Below are 17,786 nucleotides of genomic sequence, written 5' to 3' on the forward strand. Positions count from 1 at the left end.
CTAGTTCTCCTGACTGATAGCCGCGCAAATCAATGTGACACCGCGGGCCTGAATCTGATCCCGTGCCTCGAGCGGCAGGCGATCATCGGTAATAAGGGTATGGACGCTGCTCCACGGCAGCTCCAGGTTGGGAATCTTGCGGCCGATCTTGTCAGCCTCCACCATGACGATCACTTCACGGGCGACCTCCGCCATGACCCGGCTCAGCCCCAACAATTCATTGAAGGTGGTGGTACCGCGAACCAGGTCGATGCCATCGGCACCGATAAACAACTGATCAAAATCGTAAGAGCGTAATACCTGCTCGGCCACTTGCCCCTGGAACGACTCGGAATGCGGGTCCCAGGTACCGCCGGTCATCAAAAGTACGGGCTCATGTTCGAGTTCGCTCAAGGCGTTGGCGACATAGAGAGAGTTGGTCATCACCACCAGGCCCGGTTGTTGGCCGAGTTCCGGGATCATCGCTGCAGTGGTGCTGCCGCTGTCGATGATGATCCGCGCATGCTCGCGAATTCGCGTGACGGCGGCGCGAGCGATGGCCTGCTTATATTGGGAGACCGGTTGACCGAGGTCGGCTACCAATTCCTGAGGCATGGTGATTGCCCCACCGTAACGCCGCAGCAATAAGCCGTTGCTTTCCAACGCCGCAAGATCCTTGCGAATCGTAACTTCCGAGGTTTCGAAACGCTTGGCCAGCTCGTCCACACTGACTTCGCCCTGTTCATTGAGCAGGGCGAGGATATTGTGACGACGCTGAGGTGTGTTGCGTTTCGACATGATCACGTAAGTTTCGATTCGAAAGATAACGGAAGCAATCAAAACCTATTAGCGAAACTTCGTCAAGCACGAGGTGATAAAAAGAACTGTGGATAACTTTGTAGGTGTAGGAGCGAGCTCGCTCGCGATGAATTTGAACGATGACGCATTTTTCTAGACAGTACGCGTTATCGTTGAAATGTTTCGCGAGCAAGCTCGCTCCTACACGGGGCTGTGGATAACTCAGGTCTTCTTGACCTTCTCCGGTCGCTTCCAGCCGTCGATGTTCTTTTGACGTGCCCGGCCCACCGCCAACTGCGCTTTATCCACATTCTGCGTAATGGTCGAACCGGCTGCAGTGGTTGCACCACTAGAGATATCCACAGGCGCCACCAACGAGTTGTTGGAACCAATGAACACATCTTCACCCAGCACGGTTTTCCACTTGTTGGCGCCATCGTAGTTACACGTAATGGTGCCAGCACCGATGTTGGTGCGTGCGCCGATCTCGGCATCGCCCAGGTAAGACAGGTGGCCGGCTTTGGCCCCTTCGCCCAAATGAGCATTTTTCAGCTCTACGAAGTTACCCACATGGGCGCGTGCCTCCAGCACCGTACCTGGACGCAAACGAGCGAATGGACCGGCATCGCTGCCCTCGCCGAGAATAGCCCCTTCGATGTGACTGTTGGCCTTGATCACCACGCCTTTGCGCAGGGTACTGTCCTTGATCACGCAATTCGGGCCGATCACCACGTCATCTTCGATAACCACCTTGCCTTCGAGGATCACGTTGATATCGATCAGCACGTCGCGGCCGACGGTGACATCACCCCGTACATCGAAACGAGCCGGGTCGCGCAGGGTCACGCCCTGAGCCATCAAACGACGGCCGGCGCGCAGTTGATAATGACGCTCAAGCTCCGACAGTTGCCGGCGGTCGTTGGCGCCTTGCACTTCCATGGCGTCGTCGGGTTGCTCGGTCGCGACCACCAGACCATCGCTGACCGCCATGGCGATCACGTCGGTCAGGTAGTACTCGCCTTGGGCGTTGTTATTGGAGAGTCGACTCATCCAGCCGCCCAATCCTTCGAAAGGCAGCGCCAGGATGCCGGTATTGCCCTCGGTGATAGCGCGCTCGGTTTCGTTGGCGTCTTTCTGCTCAACAATAGCGGTCACCTTGCCGGAGGCATCACGGACGATGCGACCGTAGCCGGTCGGGTCGTCCAGTTCGACAGTGAGCAGTCCCAGTTGCTGTGGTGCCACTTTTTTCAGCAGACGGCGCAGCGTTTCAACTTCAATCAGTGGCACGTCACCGTAGAGAATCAGCACTGTATCGGACTTGATGAACGGTACGGCCTGAGCCACCGCATGACCGGTCCCAAGCTGTTTGTCCTGCAATACGAAATTCAGATCATCAGCCGCCAGACGCTCACGCACCGCCTCCGCACCATGACCGATCACCACGTGAATGCGCTGTGGATCAAGTTGGCGGGCACTGTGGATAACATGGCCGAGCATCGAGTTGCCGGCAATCGGATGCAGCACTTTCGGCAAGGCCGAGCGCATACGTGTGCCTTGACCGGCAGCGAGAATAACGATTTCAAGAGACATGACTGGCTACCAATCCTGGGTGGTCAACAACAGCGACCAGGTTATGAACATTGGAAAAGAAAAAAGGGTAGCCGAGGCTACCCTTTTTAATCAATCGCACAACAAGTCGATGACGGATTAACCGCCAAACTTTTTGCGGATCTGCTGGACGGTGCGCAGCTGAGCTGTCGCCTCGGCCAGACGTGCGGCAGCAGAACCGTAATCGAATTCTGCGCCACGTTCATGCAAGGCCTTCTCGGCAGCCTTAACGGCTTCCTGAGCGGAGGCTTCATCCAGGTCGGCGGCACGTTGCACAGTGTCGGCAAGAACCTTGACCATGTTCGGCTGAACCTCGAGGAAACCACCGGAGATGTAAAACACCTCGGTTTCCCCGCCCTGCTTGATCAGGCGGATAGGACCTGGCTTGAGATTAGTGATCAGCGGCGCGTGACCCAGGGCAATACCAAGATCACCCAGTGCACCGTGCGCAATCACCATCTCGACCAGGCCGGAAAAGATTTCCCCTTCCGCGCTGACGATATCGCAATGGACTGTCATAGCCATCTGATTGCCTCAACCTAAATTAGCGCCCGTTGCCGGGCGCCGGGATTACAGTTTCTTGGCTTTCTCGATCGCTTCTTCGATGCCGCCGACCATGTAGAACGCTTGTTCTGGCAGGTGGTCGTAGTCACCGTTGAGGATGCCTTTGAAGCCAGCAATGGTGTCTTTCAGGGAAACGTATTTACCCGAAGCACCGGTGAAGACTTCAGCCACGAAGAACGGTTGCGACAAGAAGCGCTGGATCTTACGAGCACGGTTTACCAACTGCTTGTCGGCTTCCGACAGCTCGTCCATACCCAGGATCGCAATGATGTCCTTCAGTTCTTTGTAACGCTGCAGAACATACTGTACGCCGCGAGCGGTGTCGTAGTGGTCCTGACCGATCACGTTCGGGTCCAGCTGGCGCGAAGTCGAGTCGAGTGGATCGACCGCTGGGTAGATACCCAGGGAGGCGATGTCACGGGACAGAACGACGGTAGCGTCCAAGTGGGCAAAGGTGGTCGCTGGCGACGGGTCAGTCAAGTCATCCGCAGGTACGTATACCGCTTGGATCGAGGTGATCGAACCGTTTTTGGTCGAAGTGATACGCTCTTGCAGAGTACCCATCTCTTCGGCCAGGGTCGGCTGATAACCTACTGCGGAAGGCATACGGCCCAGCAGTGCGGATACTTCAGTACCGGCCAGGGTGTAACGATAGATGTTGTCGACGAACAGCAGAACGTCGTTACCTTCGTCACGGAACTTCTCGGCCATGGTCAGGCCAGTCAGAGCTACGCGCAGACGGTTACCCGGCGGCTCGTTCATCTGACCGTAAACCAGTGCCACTTTGTCCAGAACGTTGGAGTCCTTCATCTCGTGGTAGAAGTCGTTACCCTCACGAGTACGCTCACCCACACCGGCGAACACGGAATAACCGCTGTGCTCGATGGCGATGTTACGGATCAGTTCCATCATGTTTACGGTTTTGCCTACACCGGCACCACCGAACAGACCGACTTTACCGCCCTTGGCGAACGGGCAAACCAGGTCGATAACCTTGATGCCGGTTTCCAGCAGGTCGTTGCCGCCCGCTTGTTCAGCGAAGGTTGGCGCAGGACGGTGAATGCCCCAGCGCTCTTCGGTGTCAATCGGGCCAGCTTCGTCGATCGGGTTACCCAGTACGTCCATGATCCGGCCCAGAGTCGCTTTACCGACCGGTACGGAGATGGCTGCGCCAGAGTCGGTGACTTCCAGACCGCGCTTCAAGCCTTCGGTGGAACCCATCGCAATGGTACGAACCACGCCGTCGCCCAGCTGCTGCTGAACTTCCAGAGTGGTTCCGGCCGCGCTTTGTACTTTCAGCGCGTTGTAGATGCTCGGTACGCTGTCGCGTGGAAATTCCACGTCGATAACGGCGCCGATGATTTGAACGATACGTCCGCTACTCATAGCTGGATCCTCTGAATATTTGAACCGTTAAACCGCGGCAGCGCCGCCGACGATTTCCGAGATCTCTTGGGTGATCGCAGCCTGACGCGCCTTGTTGTAGATCAGCTGCAAATCGCTGATCAAATCACCGGCGTTGTCGGTAGCGTTCTTCATCGCGATCATCCGCGCAGCTTGTTCGGCCGCGTTGTTCTCGACCACCGCCTGGTAGACCTGCGACTCCACGTAACGGACCATCAAGCCGTCAAGCAGCTCTTTGGCGTCCGGTTCATAGAGATAGTCCCAGTGGTGCTTGAGTTCTTGATCCGGGGTTGCCACCAGTGGAATCAATTGCTCCACAGTTGGCTGTTGCGTCATGGTGTTGATGAACTTGTTAGACACCACGGACAGGCGGTCAATACGGCCGTCCAGGTAGGCATCCAGCATCACTTTGACGCTGCCGATCAGGTCATTGATCGACGGCTCTTCACCCAGGTGGCTGATAGCTGCAACGACGTTACCGCCGAAGTTGCGGAAGAAAGCCGCACCCTTGCTACCAACAACACACAGATCGATCTCGACGCCGTTTTCACGGTTTTTCGCCATGTCCTTGACCAAGGCCTTGAACAGGTTGGTGTTCAAGCCACCACACAGACCACGGTCACTGCTCACCACAACGTAACCGACGCGCTTTATTTCACGCTCGATCATGAATGGGTGGCGATATTCCGGGTTAGCGTTGGCCAGATGGCCAATAACCTGGCGGATGCGCTCCGCATAAGGACGGCTAGCAGCCATGCGCATTTGTGCCTTGCGCATTTTACTGACCGCCACTTTTTCCATGGCGCTGGTAATCTTTTGCGTGCTTTTGATGCTCGCAATCTTACTGCGAATCTCTTTTGCGCCTGCCATGTAACACCTATCAGGTTAGCAAGCGGGAGCCTTGCGGCTCCCGCTGCGGCTTACCAGGTTTGGGTGGCCTTGAACTTCTCGATACCGGCTTTCATGCCAGCGTCGATTTCGTCATTGAAGTCACCCTTCACGTTGATCTTCGCCATCAAATCGGCGTGATCGCGGTTGAAGAAAGCAATCAGCGCTTGTTCGAAGCTGCCGATCTTGGCGATTTCAACGTCAGTCAGGAACCCACGCTCAGCGGCATACAGCGACAGCGCCATGTCAGCGATCGACATTGGTGCGTATTGCTTCTGCTTCATCAGCTCGGTAACGCGCTGACCATGCTCAAGTTGCTTACGGGTCGCTTCGTCCAGGTCAGAAGCGAACTGGGCGAATGCCGCCAGTTCACGGTACTGAGCCAGAGCGGTACGGATACCACCGGAGAGCTTCTTGATGATCTTGGTCTGAGCGGCACCACCCACACGGGATACCGAAACACCGGCGTTCACAGCAGGACGGATCCCGGAGTTGAACATGGCCGATTCCAGGAAGATCTGACCGTCGGTGATGGAAATCACGTTGGTCGGAACGAACGCGGAAACGTCGCCAGCCTGGGTTTCGATGATCGGCAATGCGGTCAGGGAACCGGTTTTGCCGGTCACTGCGCCGTTGGTGAACTTCTCTACGTACTCTTCCGAAACGCGGGATGCGCGCTCCAGCAGACGGGAGTGGAGATAGAACACGTCGCCTGGGTAAGCTTCACGGCCTGGTGGACGGCGCAGCAGCAGGGAAATCTGGCGGTAAGCCACTGCTTGCTTGGACAGATCGTCATAAACGATCAGCGCGTCTTCACCGCGGTCGCGGAAGTATTCACCCATGGTGCAACCGGAGTACGGTGCCAGGAATTGCAGTGCTGCAGATTCCGAAGCGCTCGCAGCCACGACGATGGTGTTAGCCAGTGCGCCGTTTTCTTCCAGCTTGCGAACAACGTTGGCGATGGTCGATTGTTTCTGACCGATCGCTACGTAGACGCAGAAAATGCCGCTGTCTTTCTGGTTGATGATCGCATCGATCGCCAGAGCGGTTTTACCGATCTGACGGTCACCGATGATCAGCTCACGCTGGCCACGGCCGACTGGGATCATGGCATCGACAGCCTTGTAGCCAGTCTGTACAGGCTGGTCTACCGACTTACGCCAGATCACGCCTGGAGCAACTTTCTCGACCGCATCGGTCTCGGTGTTGTTCAGCGGACCTTTGCCGTCAACCGGGTTACCCAGTGCGTCGACTACGCGACCCAGCAGTTCCTTACCAACCGGAACTTCGAGGATGCGGCCGGTGCACTTGGCGCTCATGCCTTCAGCCAGAGACTGGTAGACGCCCAATACAACGGCACCTACAGAGTCTTGCTCCAGGTTGAGAGCCATACCGAAGACGCCGCCCGGAAACTCGATCATCTCGCCGTACATGACGTCGGCCAGACCGTGAATCCGCACGATACCGTCAGATACGCTGACGACAGTGCCTTCGTTACGGGCTTGGGAGGTCACATCGAGCTTGTCGATGCGGCCCTTGATAATTTCACTTATTTCGGAAGGATTGAGTTGCTGCATTGCTCTGCTGCCCCTTCAAACTCAAGATTTCAATGCTTCGGCAAGATTCGCGAGTTTGCCGCGAATCGAACCATCGATTACCAGGTCGCCGGCGCGAATGATGACACCACCAATAAGGGCGGCATCCTCCGCAACTTGCAGGCGCACTTCCCGGTTGAGTCGTGCACTGAGAACCTTGGCGAGTTTGTCTTGCTGTTCTTGGTTCAATGCAAAAGCACTGGTGACTTCAACATCTACCGACTTCTCTTGTTCGGCCTTATACAGGTCAAACAGAGCGGCGATCTCCGGCAACAGCGGGAGACGGTCGTTTTCGGCAACGACGTTAATGAAGTTCTGTGCCTTGGCATCAAACTTGTCGCCGCACACGTCAATAAACGTGGCGGCCTTGTTTGCGCTCGTCAGTCGCGGGGCCTTGAGCACGCGCTGCATAGTGTCGTCTTGCGACACTGCTGCAGCCAGGCCGAGCATGGCTGACCAAGAGGCCAGTTGCTGGTGGGCCTGGGCGTGCTCGAAGGCTGCCTTAGCGTAAGGTCGGGCCAACGTGGTCAATTCTGCCATGATCGCCCTCGCTTAAATTTCAGCAGCCAGTTTGTTAACCAGCTCCGCGTGCGCGTTTTGATCGATTGTGGCACCCAGGATCTTCTCGGCGCCGCCAACGGCCAGAGCACCCAATTGGGCACGCAGCGCGTCTTTGACACTGTTCAGTTCCTGCTCGATCTCGGCCTGAGCCTGAACCTTCACACGGTCAGCGTCGATACGGGCTTTTTCAACAGCCTCTTCAACGATCTGGTTACCGCGTTTCTTGGCTTGCTCAATGATTTCAGCTGCCTGAGCCTTAGCTTCGCGCAGTTGTTGACCCGCTTTATCTTGGGCCAACTCCAGGTCGCGAGCTGCTCGGGCGGCAGCGTCCAGTCCATCCGCGATCTTCTTCTGACGTTCGTGCAAAGCCGCGATGACCGGAGGCCACACGAACTTCATGCAGAACAGCACAAAAATGAAGAACGCAACGGACTGGCCAATCAGGGTTGCATTAATGTTCACGCCAACACCTCGCTCGTTCGTTGTCCATCAGACTTGCTCAACTCGAAAATCCGAGTGATTAGTGAGCGAGTTGACCAACGAAAGGGTTCGCAAAGGTGAAGAACAGAGCGATACCAACGCCGATCATGGTTACGGCGTCGAGCAGACCGGCAACGATGAACATTTTAACTTGCAGCATTGGAACCATTTCTGGCTGACGCGCTGCGCCTTCCAGGAACTTGCCGCCCAACAGGCCGAAACCAATTGCGGTACCCAGTGCGCCCAGGCCGATCAACAGTGCAACAGCGATAGCGGTTAGACCAACTACAGTTTCCATCTTTCCTCCCGACTTTTACGTCGTATGGTTTAGGTTTTTTAGATTTTAAAGCGGTAAAACAAATCGTTTCATAGCCCTGTTCGGGCACCCACCCGTTTGACCGAGTGGGACATCAGACTAGTCGAGACTGGTCTTAATGGTTCTCTTCGTGCGCCATCGACAAGTAAACGATGGTCAGCATCATGAAGATAAACGCCTGCAGGGTGATGATCAGGATGTGGAACACAGCCCACGCCCACTGCAGAACTACGCCCAGGCCGCTAAGCCAGAGCAGACCGCTGCCGAACATCACAGCAATCAGAATGAAGACCAGCTCGCCGGCGTACATGTTGCCGAACAGACGCAGAGCCAGGGAGATCGGCTTGGCGATCAGTGTCACGAACTCCAGCAGGAAGTTCACCGGGATCAGCAAAGCCTGAAGGAAAATGTTCTTGCTGCCGAACGGGTGCAAGGTCAGTTCGCCGATGAAGCCGCCGATGCCCTTGATCTTGATGCTGTAGAAAATGATCAGCGCGAACACCGAGAAGGCCATGGCCAGAGTAGCGTTCGGGTCGGTGGTCGATACGGCACGGAACGGGATCTCGTGGTCACCGGAAATGGCCGCGGCCAGTTGCGGGATCCAATCGACCGGTACCAGGTCGACGGCGTTCATCATGAACACCCAGACGAAGATGGTCAGCGCCAGTGGTGCAACCACCGGGCTACGGCCATGGAAGCTGTCTTTCACGCTGCCATCGACGAATTCGACCAATACTTCAACGAAGTTCTGCAAAGCACCAGGTACGCCTGTAGTCGCTTTCTTCGCCGCCATGCGGAAAAGAAGAACGAAAATCAGACCCAACGCGACCGACCAGCCGAGGGTATCGACGTGGAAAGCCCAGAAGCCCATTGCTTTGGCCTCTGCTGCGGAGTGGGCGAAGCCCCAGCCGCCGTTAGGTAGCTGACCGAAGGTCAGGTTCATCAAGTGGTGCTGGATATAGCCCGAAGCGGTTTCTGCTGCCATGGTTGCCTCAAACGCCCTAAGGTCTCGAAAGTCTTGTTCTCATCAGCAGGGGCGCGAACCAGCTGACCAGTTGGGTCAACACGAAGACGCCGAATACAGCTAGCGGCGCCAATGGCTTCACACCTGCAAACGTCAATGCAAAGAGCACTGCCGTCAAAATCAGTTTGCCCGCCTCGCCGGCATAAAAAGACCGGACGATGGCTTGAGCTGCTCGGGCGCCGGAAAACCGAAATGCCCTATGAGCGAAATAAACATTGGGCAGCAAGGCTATCAGGCCTCCGCAAAGTCCTGAGTACCCGGCTACGACTCCATGCCATTGCCAGAGCGCCAAAGCGGCAATCAGCAACACGACAAATTGAGCCATTAACACCGGAAAAACTGCCAGGCGATGGAACGGCAAGCGGTTTGGCGTGCGGCTGTCCATCACTAATGCTCCCCAATGATCGGCTGCCATAATTCAATAACTTGGCATAATTTGTGCCGACAAAATGCGCGCAGAGTATAGGGGCGGATCTGCCCCTATTCAACTGTCAGGTAGTGATTTCCGCCTGCACGCTACATGAGGAAATGTTTCAACGAATATGTGCAAGCACACCCTGAAGCTCATCGAGGGAGTTGTACCCAATTACCAACTGCCCTTTCCCCTTCTTACCGTGGCGGATCTGCACCGCAGAGCCTAAACGCTCGGCCAGACGCTGCTCAAGTCGGGTGATATCCGGGTCCGGCTTTACCGGTTCAGCAGGTTCTTGTTTGCCACTCAACCACTGGCGAACCAGTGCTTCAGTCTGGCGCACAGTCAGCCCCCGTGCGACAACATGTCGCGCCCCTTCAACCTGTTGATTTTCCGGCAAACCAAGCAAAGCACGCGCATGACCCATTTCCAGGTCACCGTGGGACAACATGGTTTTGATGACTTCCGGTAACGCGATCAAGCGTAGCAGGTTGGCTACAGTCACGCGGGATTTGCCCACCGCTTCGGCCACTTGTTGCTGAGTCAGCTGGAATTCCTGCTGCAATCGCTGCAGTGCCACCGCTTCTTCAATCGGATTCAGGTCTTCGCGCTGGATGTTCTCGATCAGCGCCATGGCGATCGCGGTTTCATCCGGAACATCGCGAACCATTGCCGGTATGGTTTCCTGGCCAGCTTGCTGGCTGGCGCGCCAGCGACGTTCGCCAGCAATGATTTCGAAGCGACCGCTGCCGATCGGACGAACCACTATCGGCTGCATCACACCCTGAGCCTTGATCGACTGCGCCAGCTCTTCCAGCGCTTGAGGATCCATGTCCCGGCGTGGCTGGTACTTGCCGCGCTGGATCAGGTCCAGGGGCAGGTGTTGCAGTTCACGCTGATCGGCTTGTACGGCTTGTTCTTCCAGCGAGCTGACAGTCGGACCGCTCAGCAGTGCATCCAGTCCACGTCCGAGACCTCGTTTCTTGACGGCCATGGGGATTCCTTAAGTTGCCTGAGCAGCGGCGGTGCGTGAGTTTTTGCGTTGACGGCGAACCATCTCGCCGGCCAATGCCAAATAGGCAATGGCGCCCCGCGATGATTTGTCGTACGCCAGCGCTGGCATGCCATAGCTTGGCGCTTCGGCCAGGCGGATGTTGCGCGGAATCACGGTGTCGTAAAGCTGCTCGCCGAAGTGTTCCTTGAGCTGGGCCGACACATCGTTCATCAGGCTCAATCGCGGGTCGTACATCGTCCGCAACAGGCCTTCGACTTTCAGGTTCGGGTTCAGCAGTTCGGCGATGCGCTTGATGTTATCCACAAGGTCGCTCAAACCTTCGAGCGCGAAGTACTCGCACTGCATGGGGATAATCACCCCATCAGCGGCGACCAATGCGTTGAGTGTCAGCATCGACAGCGACGGCGGGCAGTCGATCAAAATGTAATCGTAGTTTTCACGGATCGGCGCCAACGCACTGCGCAGACGGCTTTCCTTCATCTGCATTTCCAGCAGAACCACTTCGGCCGCGGTCAGGTCACGGTTGGCCGGCAACAGCTGGTAACCACCGTGTTCGGAAAAGTGCATGGCCTGGGCCAGATCGCATTCGCCGATGAGCAAGTCGTAGACCGAATTTTCCAGGCCGTGTTTATCCACACCGCTACCCATGGTGGCGTTGCCCTGTGGATCGAGATCGATCAACAGCACCCGACGCTTGGTAGCGACCAGGGAAGCTGCGAGGTTGATGCAGGTGGTGGTTTTACCCACACCACCCTTTTGGTTCGCAATCGCGAATACCTTAGCCATTCTTGCTTGTGTTCCCAATCATGCCGTGCGGCGCAGTATCAGCAGATGGCGTTGGCCTTGGCAACCAGGTACGGCCAGGGCGTGTTCGCTATCGAGGTGGAAGTCTGTCGGCAATGCTACCAGCTCATCGGCGGGATGAACGCCCTTCATTGCCAGCCAGCGTGTATCGGCGTCGCCGAGGTGGCGAGTCCAGTTGCTGAAGTTCTCCATGCTGCTGAACGCCCGGGAAATAATTCCGTTGAAAGGCTGTGCAGGCTGGAAGGCTTCGACGCGGCTGTGGATAACTTGCAGGTTATCCAGTTTTAGTTCGAGTTTGACCTGGGTCAGGAAGCGGGTTTTCTTACCGTTGCTGTCCAGGCAGGTCACTTGGGATTCTGGAAACAGGATCGCCAATGGAATCCCCGGCATTCCGCCGCCACTGCCAACGTCCAGCCAACGGCCATTCTCGACGAACGACATCACGCTCAAACTATCGAGTAGATGACGGGACACCATTTCGTCTGGATCGCGCACGGCGGTGAGGTTGTAAGCCTTGTTCCATTTTATCAACAGGGCCAGATAACCCAGCAGCTGCGCGTGCTGGGCATCTGTCAGTGTGACACCCAGCTGGCGAGCACCTGTGGATAACTCTTCTGCGTGTTGCGAGGTGACCAACGAACTCAAGCGCTTTGCTCCAACTGACGGCCCGCGCCGCGTTTTTTCAAATGAATCATCAACAGCGAAATCGCTGCCGGCGTAACGCCCGGAATGCGTGACGCCTGGCCCAAAGTCTCTGGACGGGTCGCACCGAGCTTGCTCTGGATCTCTTTGGAGAGACCGGAAATGTTTGTGTAATCGATATCCACAGGCAGTTTTGTGTCTTCGCTGGCGCGCAGGCGGGCGATTTCATCCTGTTGGCGATCGATGTAACCGGCGTATTTGGTCTTGATTTCGACCTGCTCGGCGACTTGTGGATCTTCTGCGCCCCCACCGGTTACGGAGATCAGACCAGCGTAGTCGATTTCCGGACGGCTCAGCAGGTTGAGCAAGTTGTATTCGTGGGTCAGTGGCGTGCCGAATTTCTCGGAAATGGCATCGCCCTGCTCGGTGCCCGGACGAACCCAGGTACTTTTCAGGCGTTGCTCTTCCAGATCAATGCTTTCGCGTTTCTTGCAAAAGGCCGCCCAACGCGCGTCGTCGACCAGACCCAATTCGCGACCTTTTTCGGTCAAGCGCAGGTCGGCGTTGTCTTCACGCAAGATCAAACGGTACTCGGCACGGGAGGTGAACATGCGGTACGGCTCTTGTGTACCGAGTGTAATCAGGTCGTCGACCAACACACCGATATACGCTTCATCGCGGCGTGGACACCAGGCGTCTTTGCCCTGTGCACGCAGTGCCGCGTTGGCCCCGGCCAGCAAACCCTGGGCGCCAGCTTCTTCGTAACCGGTGGTGCCGTTGATTTGCCCGGCAAAAAACAGACCGCCAATCACTTTGGTTTCCAGGCTGTACTTCAGGTCACGGGGGTCGAAGTAGTCGTACTCGATGGCGTAGCCCGGCCGAACAATGTGCGCGTTTTCCATGCCGCGGATTGATTGCACGATCTGCAATTGCACGTCGAACGGCAAGGATGTGGATATCCCGTTCGGGTACAGCTCATGTGTGGTCAAGCCTTCCGGTTCGATGAAGACCTGATGGCTTTCCTTGTCGGCAAAGCGGTGGATCTTGTCTTCGATCGAAGGGCAATAACGCGGGCCGATGCCTTCGATCACGCCGGAATACATCGGCGAGCGATCAAGGTTGGAGGCAATGATCTCGTGGGTGCGGGCGTTTGTATGGGTAATCCAGCAGCTCACCTGTTTCGGATGCTGCTCTTTGGACCCCATGAACGACATTACCGGGATCGGTGTATCGCCTGCTTGCTCGGTCATCACCGAGAAATCCACAGATCGACCGTCAATACGCGGCGGTGTACCGGTTTTCAGGCGACCGACACGCAGTGGCAATTCACGCAGGCGGTGAGCCAGGGCTATGGATGGCGGATCACCGGCGCGACCACCGGAATAATTCTGCATGCCGATGTGGATAAGTCCACCGAGGAAAGTGCCAGTGGTCAACACCACGGAGTCGGCGAAGAAACGCAGGCCCATTTGGGTGACAACACCACGCACTTGTTCCTGCTCGACGATCAAGTCGTCAGCAGCCTGTTGAAATATCCACAGGTTCGGCTGGTTCTCCAACGCTTCGCGGACAGCGGCTTTGTACAAGACCCGGTCTGCCTGAGCGCGGGTTGCACGCACGGCCGGGCCTTTGCGGCTATTCAACACGCGAAATTGAATTCCGCCTTTGTCGGTAGCCATAGCCATCGCGCCACCCAGGGCGTCAATTTCCTTGACCAGGTGGCTTTTGCCGATCCCACCGATGGCGGGGTTGCAGCTCATGGCGCCGAGGGTTTCCACGTTATGCGTCAGCAACAGGGTTTTTGCCCCCATACGTGCTGACGCCAGTGCTGCCTCGGTACCGGCATGACCGCCGCCGATGACGATCACTTCAAAACGGGAAGGGAAATCCACCACGCACCTCGTGCCTGCTTAAGTAGGTAATTCAGGAATAGTTTGAGCCCGGGTTTCTGGACCTGGTCGGCAAGTATAGGGACTTCGCCCTTCCTAAAGAACCCTTTGCACAAAATTTAACCAGCTGTGGAGAAGTCGTGGTTATAGAAATTAAAAAGAGAGAAATTTATTAAATCTTTATTTTTATGTTTATTTCTACTGAGGCACATTTCTGTGGATAGATCTCTATAGGCCTTTATATTCAATATGTACAGAGATTCAAAACCCTGTGGTCATGTGCCAAGGAGGCCCTTGGATAACCGGTTTAAGCCTGTGGATGAAAGGGGTGGTTATCCACAGAGGCGGTTATCTTCAGTTTTGAGGCCCTGTTATCAACTGCCCTTAGTGGCAGTTATTCACAGGGCTTAATCCACAGAAAAGCAGTGGATGGGCAAATCCAGGGCACGAAAATTCCGCTCAAGCAGAAAGAATCTGCTCGGCACTGGTAGAAAATTTAAGAGAAAGGAAGAAACAGACAGGCTCGAACGCTGACCCTTGTAGGAGCGAGCTAGCTCGAGATGGACGTAAACGATAACGCGTGTTTGCTGGTTAAACGCGTCGCTCTCAGGTCCATCGTCGGAACGCCGCCCGGAGCAAGCTCGCTCCTACATGTGGACAACGGGAGGGTTATTTACCGATGCAGAAGCTGGAAAATATCCGTCCTAGCAGGTCATCGGAGCTGAATGCCCCGGTGATTTCACCCAAAGCGTGTTGAGCCTGACGCAAATCTTCGGCCAGCAGTTCGCCGGCACCGGCCAGTGTCAGCTGCGCACGGCCGTGCTCAAGGGAGGCACTGGCATGACGCAATGCCTCAAGGTGACGCCTGCGAGCACTGAAGCTGCTTTCCGACGTCTGTTCGTAGCCCATGCAGGCCTTGAGGTGGTCACGCAGCAGTTCCAGGCCACTGCCGGCAGATTTCGCACTGAGGCTGATGGTGACGTGGCCATCCTCGCTAACTTCCAGGGCAATCGGTTCTCCCGTCAGGTCAGCCTTGTTACGGATCAGGGTGACCTTGGCTGGATCCGGGCGAATTTCCAGAAATTCCGGCCATAACGCGAAAGGATCAAGTGCCTCCGGTGCAGTGGCATCGACCACCAACAACACTCGATCGGCCTCGCCGATGGCTTTCAACGCCCGTTCGACGCCGATTTTCTCCACATGGTCATCCGTATCCCGTAGGCCCGCAGTGTCTACTACGTGCAGTGGCATCCCATCAATGTGGATATGTTCGCGAAGAATGTCTCGGGTGGTGCCGGCAATTTCAGTCACGATTGCCGCTTCACGCCCAGCCAAGGCGTTCAGCAAGCTGGATTTACCGGCATTGGGCCGTCCGGCGATTACCACCGTCATGCCGTCACGCAACAAGGCGCCCTGCCCGGCTTCTCGAAGAACGGTGGATAACTCGTCACGCACTTTGTCGAGCATGCTCAGTACGTGGCCATCGGCAAGGAAGTCGATTTCCTCTTCGGGAAAGTCGATCGCCGCTTCGACATAGATCCGCAGGCCAATCAGTTGCTCGGTCAGGTTATGCACACGGGCAGAGAACGCTCCCTGCAAGGAACGCAGTGCATTTCGTGCAGCCTGCGCAGAACTCGCTTCAATCAGGTCGGCGATAGCTTCGGCCTGGGCCAGATCAAGCTTGTCGTTGAGGAAGGCGCGTTCGCTGAATTCCCCAGGCCGGGCCAGCCGACAGCCTAGTTCCAGACAACGTTTGAGTAGCATATCCAGAACAACCGGGCCGCCATGGCCCTGGAGTTCCAGGACATCTTCACCGGTGAACGAGTTGGGCCCTGGAAAATACAGCGCAATGCCTTGGTCCAATACCTCATCGTTTTCACTGAGGAACGGGCCGTAGTGGGCAAATCGTGGCTTGAGTTCGCGACCGCTGAAAGCCTTGGCTGCAACGCTCGCGAGGGGACCCGAAATACGGACAATGCCCACACCGCCGCGACCTTGAGCGGTGGCGACGGCAGCGATGGTTTCACGAGGAACGCTCATAAACCGGTATCCAGACAAAAGTGGCAGATAGCAAAACGCCCCACTAGGGGGCGTTTTGAGTGGTTATCCACAGTGTAAATCAAGCGGTTGCTTTAGTAGCTCGTTCGATTTTACGGGTGATGTACCACTGTTGGGTGATGGACAGGCAGTTGTTCACTACCCAGTACAGCACCAGACCAGCCGGGAACCACAGGAAGAAGAAGGTGAAGATGATCGGCATCAGCTTCATCACCTTGGCCTGCATCGGATCCGGAGGTGTCGGGTTCAACTGCTGCTGGATGAACATGGTGGCGCCCATGATGATCGGCAGAATGAAGAACGGATCCTTGATCGACAGGTCAGTAATCCACAGCATGAACGGCGCCTGGCGCATTTCAACGCTTTCCAGCAGAACCCAGTACAGCGAAAGGAAAACCGGCATCTGCACGACGATTGGCAAGCAGCCACCGAGCGGATTGATCTTCTCTTTCTTGTACAGCTCCATCATGGCTTGCGACATTTTCTGCCGGTCGTCGCCATGTTGCTCTTTCAGCGCGGCCAGTTTCGGTGCCACTGCGCGCATGCGCGCCATGGATTTGTAGCTGGCAGCCGACAGCGGGAAGAAGATCCCTTTGATCAGCATGGTCAGGAAGATGATCGACCAACCCCAGTTACCGACAATCGCGTGGATGTGTTGCAGCAACCAGAAGATTGGCTGGGCAATGAACCACAGAATGCCGTAGTCGACGGTCAGTTCCAGACCTGGGGACAACTGTTTCAGCACCGCCTGGCTTTTCGGGCCGGCGTACAGAACAGCGCTGACTTCAGCTTTTGCACCCGGCGCAACAGTCAATGCTGGCGCTGTGTAACCGATGATGTAGTTGCCTTTGCTGTCTTTACGGGTCTGGACGACGTTGTTTTCGCCCTTCGCCGGAATCCACGCGGTCACGAAGTAGTGTTGCAACCATGCAACCCAACCACCGTTTACGGTTTCTTTCAGCTGAGCCTTGTCCATGTCCTTCATCGACACTTTCTTGTACGGCTCGTTACTTGTCCACAGGGCGGCGCCCAGGTAAGTCGCGGTGCCGGTGGCAGTGCTGGAAGAAGGATCGGCGCTGGCGTCGCGCTTCAATTGCGCGAACATCGCACCGGACCAAGGCTTGGCGCTTTCGTTGTCGATCAAGTAGGAAACGGTTACGTCATACAGGCCACGTTTCAGCGTGAAACGCTTGATGTAATTGACGCCGTCCTTGCTGAACTTCAGGTCCACGACCAATTGGTCCTGACCGTCAGCCAGTTGGTAGATCTTCTTCTCCGCAGAGTAAACCGGACGACCGGTAGGACTTGCGTCCGGGCCGTCGGTGCCGATCAAGCCGCTTTGAGCCAGATAAGTCCGCTCGTTGCCGTTATCGAACAGCTGGAATGGAATTTCCGGATGGTCCTGGCGACGTGGATACAGCGGCAGCGTCAACTGGGCAACATCGCCACCTTGTGGATCGACAGCCAGGTTGAGCACATCCGTTTTGATCTGGATGAGATCTTTGCTTACAGCTACTGGTGTTTCAGCAGGTGCAGGGGCACTGGTATCGCTTGCGGCGCGTGGAATGTCGTCACTGACAGAAGCATTATTGCCAGTCGCCGTGTCCGGTAGGCCCGGTGCGGTAGTACTGGAAGCAACATTCTGAGTCGGCAAGGCAGCCTGGCCATAGTCCTGGTTCCATTTAAGAACCATAACGTAGGACACGATTGCCAGGGCGACGATCAGGATCGTGCGTTTGATATCCATGA

General features: G+C 56.2%; 17 protein-coding genes. All 17 read right to left on the minus strand.

The window, feature by feature from the left end:
• Entirely contained in the window at positions 1 to 780 is a 780-nt protein-coding gene (locus AC1MDT_RS21910; RefSeq protein WP_480422846.1) for a DeoR/GlpR family DNA-binding transcription regulator, read from the minus strand.
• Positions 781 to 999: 219 nt separating this feature from the next.
• A complete protein-coding gene (gene glmU / locus AC1MDT_RS21915) occupies positions 1,000 to 2,367 on the minus strand; it encodes a bifunctional UDP-N-acetylglucosamine diphosphorylase/glucosamine-1-phosphate N-acetyltransferase GlmU (RefSeq protein WP_480418916.1) in 1,368 nt (455 codons plus the stop codon).
• Between the two features lie 117 nt (positions 2,368 to 2,484).
• Positions 2,485 to 2,910 carry a F0F1 ATP synthase subunit epsilon gene (locus AC1MDT_RS21920; protein ID WP_201115593.1) on the minus strand — a complete coding sequence of 142 codons (426 nt, stop codon included), beginning with the start codon at positions 2,908 to 2,910 and terminating at the stop codon, positions 2,485 to 2,487.
• A gap of 45 nt (positions 2,911 to 2,955) precedes the next feature.
• Positions 2,956 to 4,335 carry a F0F1 ATP synthase subunit beta gene (atpD, locus tag AC1MDT_RS21925; protein WP_480418917.1) on the minus strand — a complete coding sequence of 460 codons (1,380 nt, stop codon included), beginning with the start codon at positions 4,333 to 4,335 and terminating at the stop codon, positions 2,956 to 2,958.
• Between the two features lie 27 nt (positions 4,336 to 4,362).
• Entirely contained in the window at positions 4,363 to 5,223 is an 861-nt protein-coding gene (atpG, locus tag AC1MDT_RS21930; protein WP_201115592.1) for a F0F1 ATP synthase subunit gamma, read from the minus strand.
• Between the two features lie 50 nt (positions 5,224 to 5,273).
• Positions 5,274 to 6,818: a F0F1 ATP synthase subunit alpha gene (gene atpA / locus AC1MDT_RS21935; protein WP_157714414.1), complete on the minus strand. Its 1,545-nt coding sequence runs from the start codon at positions 6,816 to 6,818 to the stop codon at positions 5,274 to 5,276.
• 21 nt (positions 6,819 to 6,839) lie between these two features.
• On the minus strand, positions 6,840 to 7,376 hold the full coding sequence (locus AC1MDT_RS21940) for a F0F1 ATP synthase subunit delta (RefSeq protein WP_027926211.1): 537 nt from the start codon (positions 7,374 to 7,376) through the stop codon (positions 6,840 to 6,842).
• A 12-nt stretch (positions 7,377 to 7,388) separates the two neighbouring features.
• The gene (locus AC1MDT_RS21945; RefSeq protein WP_008027535.1) at positions 7,389 to 7,859 is read right to left on the minus strand and encodes a F0F1 ATP synthase subunit B; all 471 of its coding nucleotides are present in this window, start codon (positions 7,857 to 7,859) and stop codon (positions 7,389 to 7,391) included.
• 58 nt (positions 7,860 to 7,917) lie between these two features.
• Positions 7,918 to 8,175 carry a F0F1 ATP synthase subunit C gene (gene atpE / locus AC1MDT_RS21950; protein WP_019694395.1) on the minus strand — a complete coding sequence of 86 codons (258 nt, stop codon included), beginning with the start codon at positions 8,173 to 8,175 and terminating at the stop codon, positions 7,918 to 7,920.
• Between the two features lie 133 nt (positions 8,176 to 8,308).
• Positions 8,309 to 9,178, minus strand: a complete 870-nt coding sequence (gene atpB / locus AC1MDT_RS21955; protein WP_480418918.1) for a F0F1 ATP synthase subunit A — start codon at positions 9,176 to 9,178, stop codon at positions 8,309 to 8,311.
• A 16-nt stretch (positions 9,179 to 9,194) separates the two neighbouring features.
• Positions 9,195 to 9,602, minus strand: a complete 408-nt coding sequence (locus AC1MDT_RS21960; protein ID WP_480418919.1) for a F0F1 ATP synthase subunit I — start codon at positions 9,600 to 9,602, stop codon at positions 9,195 to 9,197.
• A 148-nt stretch (positions 9,603 to 9,750) separates the two neighbouring features.
• Positions 9,751 to 10,623: a ParB/RepB/Spo0J family partition protein gene (locus AC1MDT_RS21965; protein WP_480418920.1), complete on the minus strand. Its 873-nt coding sequence runs from the start codon at positions 10,621 to 10,623 to the stop codon at positions 9,751 to 9,753.
• A 9-nt stretch (positions 10,624 to 10,632) separates the two neighbouring features.
• Positions 10,633 to 11,430, minus strand: a complete 798-nt coding sequence (locus AC1MDT_RS21970) for a ParA family protein (RefSeq protein ID WP_007948095.1) — start codon at positions 11,428 to 11,430, stop codon at positions 10,633 to 10,635.
• 18 nt (positions 11,431 to 11,448) lie between these two features.
• A complete protein-coding gene (gene rsmG / locus AC1MDT_RS21975; RefSeq protein WP_414909831.1) occupies positions 11,449 to 12,093 on the minus strand; it encodes a 16S rRNA (guanine(527)-N(7))-methyltransferase RsmG in 645 nt (214 codons plus the stop codon).
• Entirely contained in the window at positions 12,090 to 13,982 is a 1,893-nt protein-coding gene (mnmG, locus tag AC1MDT_RS21980; RefSeq protein ID WP_480418921.1) for a tRNA uridine-5-carboxymethylaminomethyl(34) synthesis enzyme MnmG, read from the minus strand. Before mnmG ends, rsmG begins: the two co-directional genes overlap by 4 nt.
• Before the next feature lie 666 nt (positions 13,983 to 14,648).
• On the minus strand, positions 14,649 to 16,019 hold the full coding sequence (gene mnmE / locus AC1MDT_RS21985) for a tRNA uridine-5-carboxymethylaminomethyl(34) synthesis GTPase MnmE (protein WP_480418922.1): 1,371 nt from the start codon (positions 16,017 to 16,019) through the stop codon (positions 14,649 to 14,651).
• Between the two features lie 79 nt (positions 16,020 to 16,098).
• The gene (yidC, locus tag AC1MDT_RS21990; RefSeq protein ID WP_480418923.1) at positions 16,099 to 17,784 is read right to left on the minus strand and encodes a membrane protein insertase YidC; all 1,686 of its coding nucleotides are present in this window, start codon (positions 17,782 to 17,784) and stop codon (positions 16,099 to 16,101) included.
• Positions 17,785 to 17,786 lie beyond the last annotated feature (2 nt).

The organism is Pseudomonas sp. ASL7, assembly GCF_056680375.1.